This window comes from Streptomyces sp. C10-9-1, from assembly GCF_024497955.1.
Classification (GTDB): domain Bacteria; phylum Actinomycetota; class Actinomycetes; order Streptomycetales; family Streptomycetaceae; genus Streptomyces; species Streptomyces sanyensis.
In genome coordinates, this window is record NZ_JANHKP010000022.1 from 1 (window position 1) to 13,067 (window position 13,067).

The window sequence follows — 13,067 nt, forward strand, 5'->3', positions numbered from 1 at the left end:
GGTGATCTGCACGTGGTCGACGTAGGACCGGTTCCAGATCGGCTCGAAGAGGGTGTTGGCGAAGCGCAGCGCCAGGATGTTCTGGACGGTCTCCTTGCCGAGGTAGTGGTCGATCCGGAAGACCTCGTCCGAGGGGAAGACCTCGTGCACGACCTGGTTGAGCTCCTTGGCGGTCTCCAGGTTGTGCCCGAAGGGCTTCTCGATGACGGCGCGGCGCCAGGAGCCCTCCTTCTGGTCGGCCAGCCCGTGCTTCTTGAGCTGCCGGACGACCTTGGGGAAGAACTTCGGCGGCACCGACAGGTAGAAGGCGAAGTTGCCGCCGGTGCCCTGCGCCTTGTCGAGATCCTCGATGGTGGACTTGAGCTGCTCGAAGGCGTCGTCGTCGTCGAAGGTGCCCTGCACGAAGCGCATCCCCTGGATGAGCTGGTGCCAGACCTCCTCGCGGAAGGGGGTGCGCGCGTGCTCCTTGACCGCGTCGTGGACCTCCTGGGCGAAGTCCTCGTCCTGCCACTCTCGGCGGGCGAAACCGACCAGGGAGAAGCCCGGCGGCAGCAGACCCCGGTTGGCGAGGTCGTAGACCGCGGGCATCAGCTTCTTACGGGACAGGTCGCCCGTGACGCCGAAGATGACCAGGCCCGACGGCCCCGCGATCCGCGGGAGCCGTCGGTCGGCAGCATCACGGAGCGGGTTGGCTCCGTCAACACTGGACAAGGTAGGTCAGCCCTCCGAGGGAGCGAGACGCTTGAGCTCCGCCTCGGTCGAGGCGAGCAGTTCGTTCCACGAGGTCGCGAACTTCTCCACGCCCTCGTCCTCCAGCAGCTGGACGACGTCGTCGTAGGAGATGCCCAGGGCCTTCACGGCGTCGAGGTCGGCGCGGGACTGCTCGTAGGTGCCGCGGATCGTGTCGCCGGTGATCGCGCCGTGGTCGGCGGTGGCGTCGAGGGTGGCCTCCGGCATGGTGTTGACCGTGCCGGGGGCGACCAGCTCGTCGACGTACAGGGTGTCCTTGTACGCCTTGTCCTTGACGCCCGTGGACGCCCACAGCGGGCGCTGCCTGTTGGCCTGCGCCCGGTCCAGGGCGGCCCAGCGCTCGCCGCCGAAGACCTCCTCGTAGGCCTCGTAGGCCAGACGCGCGTTGGCCAGCGCGGCCTTGCCGCGGACGGCGGCGGCCTCGGGCGTGCCGAGGGCGTCGAGCCGCTTGTCGATCTCGGTGTCCACACGGGAGACGAAGAACGAGGCCACGGAGTGGATCCTGGACAGGTCCAGGCCGCGCTCCTTGGCCTTCTCCAGACCGGCCAGGTAGGCGTCCATGACCTCGCGGTAGCGCTCCAGCGAGAAGATCAGCGTGACGTTGACGCTGATGCCGAGGCCGATGACCTCGGTGATCGCCGGCAGGCCCGCCTTGGTCGCCGGGATCTTGATCAGCGTGTTGGGGCGGTCGACCAGCCAGGCGAGCTGCTTGGCCTCGGCGATCGTCGCCCGCGTGTTGTGCGCCAGCCGGGGGTCGACCTCGATGGAGACCCGGCCGTCCTGGCCCTGCGTCCGGTCGAACACCGGGCGCAGGATGTCGGCGGCGTCGCGGACGTCCGCCGTGGTGATCATCCGGACCGCCTCCTCGACGGTCACCCGGCGGGCGGCGAGGTCCTCCAGCTGCGGGTCGTAGCCGTGGCCGTCCGAGATCGCCTTCTGGAAGATCGACGGGTTGGTGGTGACACCGACGACGTGCTGCTGGTCGATCAGCTCGGCGAGGTTGCCGGAGGTGATCCGGGTGCGGGACAGGTCGTCCAGCCAGATCGCCACGCCTTCGTCGGAGAGGCGCTTGAGTGCGTCTGTCATGAGAGTTGCATCTCCTAGTCGTCTTGTACGGGCGTCAGCGCGCGGCGGCGGCGACGGAGTCGCGCGCGGCGGCGGCGACGGCCTCGGGCGTGAAGCCGAACTCGCGGAAGAGAACCTTGCCGTCCGCCGAGGCGCCGAAGTGCTCCAGCGAGACGATCCGGCCCGCGTCGCCCACGTAGCGGTGCCAGGTCAGGCCGATGCCGGCCTCCACCGCGACCCGCGCCTTCACCGACGGCGGGAGCACGGCGTCCCGGTACTCCTGCTCCTGCTCCTCGAACCACTCCACCGACGGCATCGACACCACGCGGGTGGGCACGCCCTCGGCCTGGAGCTGCTCGCGCGCCGCGACGGCCAGCTGCACCTCGGAGCCCGTGCCGATCAGCACGAGCTGCGGCTCGGCGGCCGCGCCGTCGGGGCCCTCGGCCTCGAAGAGCACGTAGCCGCCCTTGGCCGCGTCCTCGTTGCGCTCGTAGGTCGGCACGCCCTGGCGGGTCAGCGCCAGGCCGTGCGGGGCGCCCACGCCGAACTCCTTGGTGTACCGGCGCAGGATCTCGCGCCAGGCGACGGCGGTCTCGTTGGCGTCCGCCGGGCGCACCACGTTCAGGCCGGGGATGGCACGCAGCGAGGCCAGGTGCTCCACGGGCTGGTGGGTCGGGCCGTCCTCGCCCAACCCGATCGAGTCGTGCGTCCACACGTAGGTGACCGGCAGGTGCATCAGGGCCGACAGGCGCACGGCGTTGCGCATGTAGTCGGAGAACACCAGGAAGGTGCCGCCGTAGATGCGGGTGTTGCCGTGGAGCGCGATGCCGTTCATCACGGCGGCCATCGCGTGCTCGCGGATGCCGAAGTGGACCGTGCGGCCGTACGGGTCGGCCTCGGGCAGCGGGTTGTCCGCGGGCAGGAACGACGAGGTCTTGTCGATCGTCGTGTTGTTCGAGCCGGCGAGGTCGGCGGAGCCGCCCCAGAGCTCGGGCACCACGGCGCCGAGCGCCTGGAGGATCTTGCCGGAGGCGGCGCGGGTGGCCACGCCCTTGCCGGTCTCGAACTCCGGGAGCTTCTCCTCCCAGCCCGTCGGCAGCTCGCCCGCGCGGATGCGGTCGAACTCGGCGGCGCGCTGCGGGTTGGCCGTGCGCCAGGCGGCGTACGCCTTCTCCCACTCGGCGCGGACCTCGCGGCCGCGGTCCAGGGCCCCGCGGGTGTGCGCGAGGACCTCGTCGGAGACCTCGAAGTGCTGCTCCGGGTCGAAGCCCATGACGCGCTTGGTGGCCGCGACCTCCTCCTCGCCCAGCGCCGAGCCGTGGGCGGCCTCGGTGTTCTGGGCGTGGGGGGCGGGCCACGCGATGATCGAGCGCATCGCGATGAACGACGGGCGCCGGGTCTCGGCCTTGGCCGCCTCGATCGCGGCGTGGAGGGCGGCCGGGTCCAGGTCGCCGTTCTCCTTGGGCTCCACGCGCTGCACGTGCCAGCCGTAGGCCTCGTAGCGCTTCATGGTGTCTTCGGAGATGGCGGTCTCGGTGTCGCCCTCGATCGAGATGTGGTTGTCGTCCCACAGCATGATCAGGTTGCCGAGCTGCTGGTGCCCCGCGAGCGAGGACGCCTCGGCCGAGATGCCCTCCTGGAGGCAGCCGTCGCCCGCGACGGCGTACACGAAGTGGTCGAAGGGCGAGGTGCCCGGGGCGGCCTCGGGGTCGAACAGGCCGCGCTCGTAGCGGGCGGCCATGGCCATGCCCACCGCGTTGGCGACGCCCTGCCCGAGGGGGCCCGTGGTCGTCTCGACGCCGGTGGTGTGGCCGTACTCCGGGTGTCCGGGGGTCTTGCTGCCCCAGGTGCGGAAGGCCTTGAGGTCGTCCAGCTCCAGGCCGAAGCCGGCCAGGTAGAGCTGGATGTAGAGGGTCAGGGAGGAATGGCCAGCGGACAGCACGAAGCGGTCGCGGCCGGTCCAGTCGGCGTCCGCCGGGTCGTGCCGCATCACCTTCTGGAAGAGGGTGTAGGCGGCCGGAGCCAGGCTCATGGCCGTACCCGGATGGCCGTTGCCGACCTTCTGTACGGAATCCATGGCCAGAACACGGACCGTGTCCACTGCCCGCTCGTCCACTGCGGTCCACTCGAGATCTGTGGTGGTCGGCTTGATGCTCACCCTGGGTCAGGGCTCCTCTCCGCATGTCGATCCCGGCGACGAGGGGTGTTACCGGGCGCTGTCGAGCCTACCTTTGCAGCAATGGCGGTCCCCTCGTACAAGCGTCTTACCTGTCGGCCGCACTTCTGCCAGAGTGCGTGCCCGGCGCGCCGTTCGCCTCTCGGGTGCGTATACGGACGGCGCGGCCGCGGGGCTCAACACGAGGACACCCCCGCGAAGATCGGCGTCCGGGCAACGTCTAGAGTGGCGTGGTACGCGCAAGCGTCCACCGGGTTGTCGCTCCCCGTCACCGTTCGCAGGCGTTCGGGCGGGGCACCCGCTCACGGAGCTTGCTGGGATTTCTCTGTCAGGGGTGTGCGTGACGGCCGTCGAGTCCCGACCCGCAGGGGTCGTCTTGGCCACCGGCCCGGGGGGCCATCGACCGTTCGGGGCCCGCGTCAAGGCATTCGTGGCGCTGACCAAGCCCAGGATCATCGAGCTGCTGCTCATCACCACCGTCCCGGTGATGTTCCTGGCGGAGCAGGGCGTGCCCGACCTCTGGCTGGTGTTCGCCACCTGCTTCGGCGGCTACCTCTCCGCGGGCGGCGCCAACGCGCTCAACATGTACATCGACCGGGACATCGACGCCCTGATGGACCGGACGGCCCAGCGCCCCCTGGTCACCGGCATGGTCTCGCCGCGCGAGGGACTGGTCTTCGGCCTCGCCCTGGCCGTGGTCTCCACCGTGTGGTTCGGCCTCCTCGTCAACTGGCTGTCCGCGGCTCTGGCGCTCGGCGCACTCCTGTTCTACGTCGTCGTCTACACGATGATCCTCAAGCGCCGCACCGCGCAGAACATCGTCTGGGGCGGCATCGCCGGGTGCATGCCGGTCCTCATCGGCTGGTCCTCGGTCACCAACTCGATGTCCTGGGCCGCGGTCATCCTGTTCCTGGTCATCTTCTTCTGGACGCCGCCGCACTACTGGCCCCTGTCGATGAAGGTCCGGGAGGACTACGCCAGGGTCGGCGTCCCGATGCTTCCCGTGGTCGCGGGCAACACGGCCGTCGCCCGCCAGATCGTCCTCTACAGCTGGGTCATGGTGGCGGTGTCGCTGCTGCTCACCCCGCTCGGCTACACCGGCTGGTTCTACACGGCCGTGGCGCTGGCCGCGGGCGGCTGGTGGCTCTGGGAGGCGCACGGCCTCCAGAACCGGGCCAAGGAGGGGGCGACGGGCGCCAAGCTCAAGGAGATGCGCCTGTTCCACTGGTCCATCACCTACGTGTCGCTGCTCTTCGTCGCCGTCGCGGTGGACCCCTTCCTGCGCTGAGGCCCGTCCCCGGTCCGGCTCCGCCCGGCCCGGCCGCAACCGCTCCGCTGCCCCGCCCCCTTCGGGCGGGGCAGCGCTCGTGTGCGGCGGCGCGTGGGGCACGCCACGCCGCCCCGGCGTCGCCAAGCGATCTACCCGCCGGTAGCATCCAGGCCATGGCAGAAACCCAGGTTGACGAGAACGCACAGGACTCCGGGCGGGACGCGCGGGCCGCGCGCAAGGCGGCCAGGCTCGCCAAGCAGATCCGCTCCTTCGCCGACGCCCACGGGGGCGCCGAGGGCCAGCTCGCGTACATCGGCCAGACGGGCACGAGGATCGTGCTCGTCGGCGAGGACGGCGCCTGGGGAGACCTGGTCGCCCCCACCCACGCGATCGCCGTCGGCGCCGCCGAGAAGTCGGGCATCACGCTCCACGAGCACTTCGACGGCGAGTTCGCCGGGAAGGTCCGCACCGGTCCCTACGAGTGGACCCGGATGGCGGGCATCCAGGTCGGCGGGCCGTCGGCCGGCTGAACGGCACCCCACCGGGCCGCCCCGAGGGGACCGGGGGACACCGTCCCGACGGGGTGCCGCCCCGGGTGCGCCGGTCGGCCCGAACTGCCAGGGCCGCACGCACGGAACCGCCACGCCCGTACGCACGGAACCGGGCCCCGACGGTGTCGGGGCCCGGTTCCGTGCGTACGGGCGGTGGGGCTCAGGCGGGGGAGAGGACCTCGCCGGACGGGGCGGGCGCGGAGGCCGCGGGCACGACCTGGCGCTCCCTGAGGCTCAGGGCCAGGCGGACCACCGCGACCCACATCACCGCGGACCCCAGCATGTGCACTCCGACCAGCAGCTCGGGGACGCCCGTGAAGTACTGCACGTAGCCGATCACGCCCTGCGCCGCGACCACCAGCAGCAGGTCCCGAGCCCGGGCCCGGACGTCGTCGGGCGCGTCGACCACCTTGGCCGCCAGCCACACGGCCACGGCCAGTGCGCAGACCACCCAGGCGGCGATCGCGTGCACATGCGCGGCGGCGGTCCAGTCCCAGGGCATCCGCGGCACGTCGCTGCTGTCGCCCGCGTGCTTGCCGGAGCCGGTGACCGAGGTCCCCAGCACGATCAGCAGGGCGGAGACCCCGACGATCGCCCAGGACAGCCGCCGGACCGGCCGCGGCACCCGGGGCCTCGGCGCGGCGTCGCCCTCCCCGGCCCGCACCCAGGTGAGCGTCGTCACCGTCAGCAGGCCGGTGGCCAGCAGGAAGTGCCCCGCCACCGTCCACGGGTTCAGGCCCGCCCAGACGGTGATCCCGCCCAGCACGGCGTTGCCCATCACGATCCAGAACTGCGACCACGCCAGCCGGGACAGCCCCCTGCGCCGCGGTGCGACGCAGCGCGCGGCCACGATCGTCCAGCCGACGGCCGCCGCCAGGACGTACGTCAGCAGCCGGTTGCCGAACTCGATCGCACCGTGCAGCCCCTGCTCCGGGGTGGCGAAGAGGCTGTCGTCGGTGCACTTGGGCCAGGTGTCGCAGCCGAGTCCGGACCCGGTCAGGCGGACGGCACCGCCCGTCACGATGATGACCACGCTCATCACGAGAGCGGAGAGCGCGGCACGGCGCAGGGTCCGGGGGGACGGGGTCCAGCGCTGGGCGATGTAGGCGAGGGGGGTCTGCACGGGCCCTATCGTAGGCGGGGGCTTGTGCATGCGTTCACGAGGGGTCCGGTCCGGGTGGATACGTCATCCGGACACGTGATCCGTCCAGGTGGTCCTCCTCGTCCCACCACAGCGCGAAGCGCCACCGGACCGGCTCCGGGGGAAGCACCTCCGAGCTGCGGAAGGCGTCCGCCAGCTCGGCGGCCACCGCGGCGGCGGTGCGGTCGGTCACCGCGTCCATCCCCCGCCACGGGTGCGCCAGCGGCGTCCACGTCCCGCCGTCCGCGCACACGTCGAAGCGCCAGACGGCCCGCCACGAGCGGGACCTCAGGATGCGCCGCACCTCCGCCCGCTCCAGCCGGAGGCCCGCGGCGATGGCCTCCGGCTCCATCCCCTCGATGCGCCCGGCCACCACCGCCAGCCCGAGCAGCCGGTCCGGCAGCAGCCCGCGCCCGCGCAGACGGGTCAGGCCCTCCTCGAACGGGCACCTGCGCAGCCGGCGCTCCAGCTGGTCGCCGAGGTGCTCCAGCACCGCCGTGCGCGCCCGCTCGCCCGGCCCCGCGTCCGGACGCACCGCGCGGAACGCGCGCTCCGCCCGTACCGCCCACTCGGCGGCGTCCACCGGACGGCCGAGCTCCTCCAGCCGGTCGCCCAGGAAGGCGTACGCCTGGGCGAGCCCCTCCCGGTTGCGTGGATCGTCCTGGTCGAGTGCGTCCCAGACCGCGATCGCGCGGCGCGTGGACTCCACCGCCGCCATCCCCGCCAGCAGGTCCTCGGCCGGCGGCCGCTCGCCTTGCGGATGGAAGGCGTAGCGCGGCAGGCCCAGCTCGTCGCTGAGCGGCTCGGCGAGGTAGACGGCCTGGTCGACGAGGACCCGCGCATAGGCCCGGGCCTCTCGGGCGCCGTGCCGCGCCCCGGCGGCGCAGTACCGGACGGCGCGGGCCGCGGCCGCCAGCGCGTCCACGCGTCCGCCGACGTCGAAGTGGTGCCGGGCCAGGTCGCCGTAGCGCAGGCCGAGGGTGGTGGTGAGCGCCGGGTCGTCCACGGCGTGCGGGGCGAGGGCGGCGATCAGCTCGGTCAGTATCCGCTCGCGCTCGCCGGGTGCCGATCCGGGTCTGCCGGTACGGATCCTTGCCCACTCCTCGTCGAGCCGCAGCGCTGCGCACCGTTCCATCCAGACCTCCACCTCGTGCCGGTCCCGAGGGGAGCATCCTGGCGCCGGGTCACTCCCAGCGGAAGAGCCGGGCGGCCGCTCCCAGTCCGAGGACGGCCCACACCGCCAGCACCCCCAGGTCGCCCCAGGGAACGCCGGCGCCGTGCTGGAGGACGTCCCGCAGCCCCTCCGAGAGCGCGGCGATCGGCAGCAGGGACAGCACGGAGGCGGCGGCGCCGGGGAACCGGTCCAGCGGCACGATCACCCCGCCGCCCACCAGGAGCAGCAGGAAGACGAGGTTCGCGGCGGCGAGCGTGGCCTCCGCCCGCAGGGTGCCGGCCATCAGCAGGCCCAGTCCCGAGAAGGCCGCGGTGCCGGCCACCAGCAGCAGCACGACGGGGAGCGGGCCGCCCTGAGGGGACCAGCCGAGCCCGAAGGCGATCAGGGCCAGAAGGGCGACCTGGAGCACCTCCGTCACCAGAACGGACAGCGTCTTGGCGCACATCAGCGCCCAGCGGGGCAGCGGCGAGGCCCCGAGCCGCTTGAGGACCCCGTACCGGCGCTCGAAGCCGGTGGCGATCGCCTGCCCCGTGAAGGCCGTCGACATCACCGCGAGCGCCAGCACACCGGGGGCCAGGAAGTCGACGGGCTCCCCCGCGCCGGTGTCGACGACGTCGACGGTGGAGAACAGCACCAGCAGCAGGGAGGGGATGACCACGGTCAGCAGCAGCTGCTCGCCGTTGCGCAGCAGCATCCGCGTCTCCAGGGCGGCCTGGGCGGCGATCATGCGCCCGATCGGCGCGGCGCCCGGCCGCGGGGCGAAGGTACCGGTGCTCATCCGCGCAGCTCCCTGCCGGTCAGTTCGAGGAAGACGTCCTCCAGGGTGTGCCGCTCGACGGCGATGCCGTCGGGCATCACACCGTTCTGGGCGCACCAGGAGGCCACCGTGGCCAGCAGCTCGGGCCCCACGTCGCCGCTGACGCGGTAGGTCCCGGGGACCGGCTCCGAGGCGGCCGTGCCGTCCGGCAGCGCCTTGAGCAGCGAGCCGAGGTCGAGCCCGGGGCGCCCGGTGAAGCGGAGGCTGTCCTCCGCCCCGCCGCGGCAGAGCTCCTGGACGGTGCCCCCGGCGATCACCCGCCCGGCGTCCACGATGGCGACCCGGTCCGCGAGCTGCTCCGCCTCGTCCATGAAGTGGGTGGTCAGCACGGTGGTCACGCCGTCGGCGCGCAGCCGGCGCACCAGCTCCCAGGTGGCGCGCCGGGCCTGCGGGTCGAGGCCGGCGGTCGGCTCGTCGAGGAAGACCAGCTCGGGGCGGCCGACCACGGCCATGGCCAGGGACAGCCGCTGCTGCTGGCCGCCGGAGAGCCTGCGGTAGGGGGTCCGGCCGCAGGAGCCGAGGCCCAGCAGCTCGACCAGGAAGTCCACGTCCAGCGGATGGGCGTGGAGCCTCGCCGTGTGGGCGAGCATCTCCCCGGCCCGCGCCCCCGGGTAGACCCCGCCGGACTGGAGCATCACGCCCACGCGCGGGCGCAGCCGCGCCGCGTCCGCCACCGGGTCCATGCCCAGGACGCGCACGGTGCCCGCGTCCGGGCGCCGGTAGCCCTCGCAGGTCTCGATCACGGTGGTCTTGCCCGCGCCGTTGGGGCCCAGCACCGCCGTCACCGAGCCCGCGGGCACGTCCAGGTCCAGGCCGTCCACGGCGGTCTTGTCGCCGTAGCGCGCCACCAGGCCCCTGACGCGCACGGCGGGCTCGTTGCTCATGCCCGGAAGTCTAAGGAGCCCGGGCCCGGAGCCCGCCGCCGGGCCCCGCGGCCGTGCACGGGGCGGATGTCGCGGGTGAGCGCGCATGGGCGGGTGCCGCGGGGGAACCCGGGCGGGGTGCCCGTCCTCCTCGGCACCTCCGGGTGGCAGTACGACGACTGGCGGGGCGTGCTGTACGACGAGGGCGTGCCCCGGCGGCGGTGGCTTGAGGTGTACGCCCGCAGCTTCCGCACGGTGGAGAACAACAACGTCTTCTACCGGCTGCCCGAGGCGGCCACCTTCGCCGGATGGCGGGAGAGCACGCCTCCCGGCTTCGTCATGGCGGTGAAGGCGAGCCGCTACCTGACGCACGTCCGGCGGCTGCGCGACCCCGGGGAACCGGTGGCGCGGCTGATGGAGCGGGCGCGCGGGCTGGGCGGGCGGCTGGGACCGGTGCTGCTCCAGCTGCCGCCGACGCTCCGCGGCGACGCGGCCGCGCTCGACGCGGTGCTCGGCTGCTTCCCCGGCGGCGTGCGGGTGGCCGTGGAGCCGCGGCACCCGTCGTGGTGGACCGCGGAGGTCCGCGGCGTGCTCGCCGCGCACGGCGCGGCCCTGTGCTGGGCCGACCGCGGGTCGCGGCCGGTCTCGCCGCTGTGGCGGACGGCCGACTGGGGGTATCTGCGGCTCCACGAGGGCCGGGCCTCACCCCGGCCGCGCTACGGTCCCAGGGCGCTGGACTCCTGGGCCGGCCGCCTCGCGGACGCCTTCGGGCCGGGCGGCGACGTCTACGCCTACTTCGACAACGACACCGGCGGGGCGGCCGTCCTCGACGCCCGGGCCTTCGCGCGCCGGGCCCGCGAGCGGGGCCTCCGGGTGCCGTCGGCGGACGGGGACGGACCCGGCGGGACACCTCGCCGGACGGTGCCGGGTGATCGTTCCCGCAGGTCAGCTTAGGTATGCCTAAGTGATGCACGGCACCGCGCGGTGATCGGGACGCGGCTTGTCACGCTCCGAGGAATTACGCAACAATGGCGTTGTGAAAAACGTCGGCGAGTCTCTCCAGACGGACCACGCGACCGGTGAGCGCTCCACGCGCAACCGCGTCGCGCGTTCCATCCTGGACCACGGGCCGTCCACCGTGGCCGACCTCGCCGGGCGCCTCGGCCTCACCCAGGCCGCCGTCCGGCGCCACCTCGACGCACTCGCCTCGGAGAACGTCGTCGAGCCGCGCGAGCAGCGCGTCTACGGCGCCCGCACCCGGGGCCGCCCCGCGAAGGTCTTCGCCCTGACCGACTGCGGCCGGGACGCCTTCGACCAGTCCTACGACACCCTGGCGGTCGACGCCCTCGGCTGGATCGAGCGGTCGGCCGGGGGAGGCGCGGCCGGCGAGGCCGCCGTCGCCGCCTTCGCGCGCGACCGGATCGAGGCCCAGGGCGGGAGCTACCGCGCGGCCGTCGAGGCCGCGGCTCCCGAGGAGCGGGCCGAGGCGCTGGCCCGGGCGCTGAGCGCCGACGGGTACGCTGCTACGGCCCGCAGCGCGCCGGTCGGCGAGCAGCTCTGCCAGCACCACTGCCCGGTCGCCCACGCCGCGGAGAAGTACCCGCAGCTGTGCGAGGCGGAGACGGAGTTCTTCTCCCGCCTCCTCGGCACCCATGTGCAGCGGCTCGCCACCATCGCCCACGGCGACGGCGTGTGCACCACCTTCATCCCGCGCGGGTCACCCCCGGGCGGCACCGCGTCCACCACCACACCAGCATCTGCCAGCAAGGCCGGGAGGAACCCCGCATGACTCTCCCCACGGAGACTGCCCACCCCGAACTCGAGGGCCTGGGTACGTACGAATTCGGCTGGGCCGACTCCGACGAGGCCGGCGCCGCGGCCAAGCGCGGTCTCTCCGAGGAGGTCGTCCGCGACATCTCCGCGAAGAAGAACGAGCCGGAGTGGATGCTGAAGCTGCGCCTGAAGGGCCTGCGGCTGTTCGACAAGAAGCCCATGCCGAGCTGGGGCTCCGACCTCTCCGGCATCGACTTCGACAACATCAAGTACTTCGTCCGCTCCACCGAGCAGCAGGCCGCCTCCTGGGAGGACCTGCCCGAGGACATCAAGAACACCTACGACAAGCTCGGCATCCCGGAGGCGGAGAAGCAGCGCCTGGTCGCCGGCGTCGCCGCCCAGTACGAGTCCGAGGTCGTCTACCACCAGATCCGCGAGGACCTGGAGGCGCAGGGCGTCATCTTCCTCGACACCGACACCGCGCTGAAGGAGCACCCGGAGCTCTTCCAGGAGTACTTCGGCACCGTCATCCCGGTCGGCGACAACAAGTTCGCCTCGCTGAACACCGCCGTGTGGTCCGGCGGCTCGTTCATCTACGTGCCCAAGGGCGTCCACGTGGACATCCCGCTCCAGGCCTACTTCCGTATCAACACGGAGAACATGGGCCAGTTCGAGCGGACGCTGATCATCGTCGACGAGGACGCCTACGTCCACTACGTCGAGGGCTGCACCGCGCCGATCTACTCCTCGGACTCGCTGCACAGCGCCGTGGTCGAGATCATCGTCAAGAAGGGCGGCCGCTGCCGCTACACGACCATCCAGAACTGGTCGAACAACGTCTACAACCTGGTCACCAAGCGCGCCGTCGCCTACGAGGGCGCCACCATGGAGTGGGTCGACGGCAACATCGGCTCCAAGGTGACCATGAAGTACCCGGCCGTCTACCTGATGGGGGAGCACGCCAAGGGCGAGACCCTGTCCATCGCCTTCGCGGGTGAGGGCCAGCACCAGGACGCGGGCGCCAAGATGGTCCACATGGCCCCCAACACCTCCTCCAACATCGTCTCCAAGTCGGTGGCGCGGGGCGGTGGCCGCACCTCCTACCGCGGCCTGATCGAGATCGGCGAGGGCGCCCCCGGCGCCAAGTCCAACGTGCTCTGCGACGCGCTGCTCGTGGACACGGTCTCCCGCTCCGACACCTACCCCTACGTCGACGTCCGCGAGGACGACGTCTCCATGGGCCACGAGGCGACCGTCTCCAAGGTCTCCGAGGACCAGCTCTTCTACCTGATGAGCCGCGGCCTGAGCGAGGACGAGGCGATGGCCATGATCGTGCGCGGCTTCGTCGAGCCGATCGCCAAGGAGCTCCCCATGGAGTACGCGCTGGAGCTGAACCGGCTGATCGAGCTGCAGATGGAGGGCTCGGTCGGCTGACGCCGCCCCGCCCCGCAGCGATCGACTTCTCACGCAGGTACGCAGGAAGAGAG

At 72.4% G+C, this 13,067-nt stretch carries 12 protein-coding genes; 5 read left to right on the forward strand and 7 right to left on the reverse strand.

Going from position 1 to position 13,067, the window contains the following annotated elements; genetic code table 11:
• From NPS70_RS26045 to tkt, 3 genes are all read right to left on the reverse strand, one after another.
• Positions 1-711 (reverse strand): glucose-6-phosphate dehydrogenase (locus NPS70_RS26045; RefSeq protein WP_256526872.1); only part of this gene is annotated, 711 nt, incomplete at its 3' end.
• Between the two features lie 6 nt (positions 712-717).
• A complete protein-coding gene (gene tal / locus NPS70_RS26050; protein WP_256526873.1) occupies positions 718-1,836 on the reverse strand; it encodes a transaldolase in 1,119 nt (372 codons plus the stop codon).
• A 34-nt stretch (positions 1,837-1,870) separates the two neighbouring features.
• Positions 1,871-3,973: a transketolase gene (gene tkt / locus NPS70_RS26055; RefSeq protein WP_256526874.1), complete on the reverse strand. Its 2,103-nt coding sequence runs from the start codon at positions 3,971-3,973 to the stop codon at positions 1,871-1,873.
• 352 nt (positions 3,974-4,325) lie between these two features.
• On the opposite strand from tkt, the gene NPS70_RS26060 reads away from it, so the two are divergent.
• Complete coding sequence (locus NPS70_RS26060; protein WP_256526875.1) at positions 4,326-5,279, forward strand: heme o synthase; 954 nt, start codon at positions 4,326-4,328, stop codon at positions 5,277-5,279.
• A 155-nt stretch (positions 5,280-5,434) separates the two neighbouring features.
• Positions 5,435-5,791: a hypothetical protein gene (locus NPS70_RS26065; RefSeq protein ID WP_256526876.1), complete on the forward strand. Its 357-nt coding sequence runs from the start codon at positions 5,435-5,437 to the stop codon at positions 5,789-5,791.
• Positions 5,792-5,972: 181 nt separating this feature from the next.
• Here the strand turns inward: NPS70_RS26065 and NPS70_RS26070 are convergent, their stop codons facing one another.
• From NPS70_RS26070 to NPS70_RS26085, 4 genes are read right to left on the reverse strand one after another with little or no spacing between them, the layout of a single operon-like run.
• On the reverse strand, positions 5,973-6,965 hold the full coding sequence (locus NPS70_RS26070) for a heme A synthase (RefSeq protein ID WP_256526877.1): 993 nt from the start codon (positions 6,963-6,965) through the stop codon (positions 5,973-5,975).
• Between the two features lie 4 nt (positions 6,966-6,969).
• Positions 6,970-8,088 carry a hypothetical protein gene (locus NPS70_RS26075; protein WP_256526878.1) on the reverse strand — a complete coding sequence of 373 codons (1,119 nt, stop codon included), beginning with the start codon at positions 8,086-8,088 and terminating at the stop codon, positions 6,970-6,972.
• Between the two features lie 49 nt (positions 8,089-8,137).
• Complete coding sequence (locus tag NPS70_RS26080) at positions 8,138-8,905, reverse strand: ABC transporter permease (RefSeq protein WP_256526879.1); 768 nt, start codon at positions 8,903-8,905, stop codon at positions 8,138-8,140.
• Positions 8,902-9,828, reverse strand: a complete 927-nt coding sequence (locus tag NPS70_RS26085) for an ABC transporter ATP-binding protein (RefSeq protein WP_256526880.1) — start codon at positions 9,826-9,828, stop codon at positions 8,902-8,904. Before NPS70_RS26085 ends, NPS70_RS26080 begins: the two co-directional genes overlap by 4 nt.
• A 117-nt stretch (positions 9,829-9,945) precedes the next feature.
• Between NPS70_RS26085 and NPS70_RS26090 the strand changes: the two genes are divergently transcribed.
• From NPS70_RS26090 to sufB, 3 genes are all read left to right on the forward strand, one after another.
• Positions 9,946-10,761 carry a DUF72 domain-containing protein gene (locus tag NPS70_RS26090; RefSeq protein ID WP_256526963.1) on the forward strand — a complete coding sequence of 272 codons (816 nt, stop codon included), beginning with the start codon at positions 9,946-9,948 and terminating at the stop codon, positions 10,759-10,761.
• 82 nt (positions 10,762-10,843) lie between these two features.
• Positions 10,844-11,596, forward strand: coding sequence for an ArsR family transcriptional regulator (locus NPS70_RS26095; RefSeq protein ID WP_256526881.1), 753 nt, complete (start codon positions 10,844-10,846; stop codon positions 11,594-11,596).
• Complete coding sequence (sufB, locus tag NPS70_RS26100; protein ID WP_256526882.1) at positions 11,593-13,014, forward strand: Fe-S cluster assembly protein SufB; 1,422 nt, start codon at positions 11,593-11,595, stop codon at positions 13,012-13,014. The genes NPS70_RS26095 and sufB overlap by 4 nt, the downstream gene beginning before the upstream one ends.
• Positions 13,015-13,067: the final 53 nt, after the last annotated feature.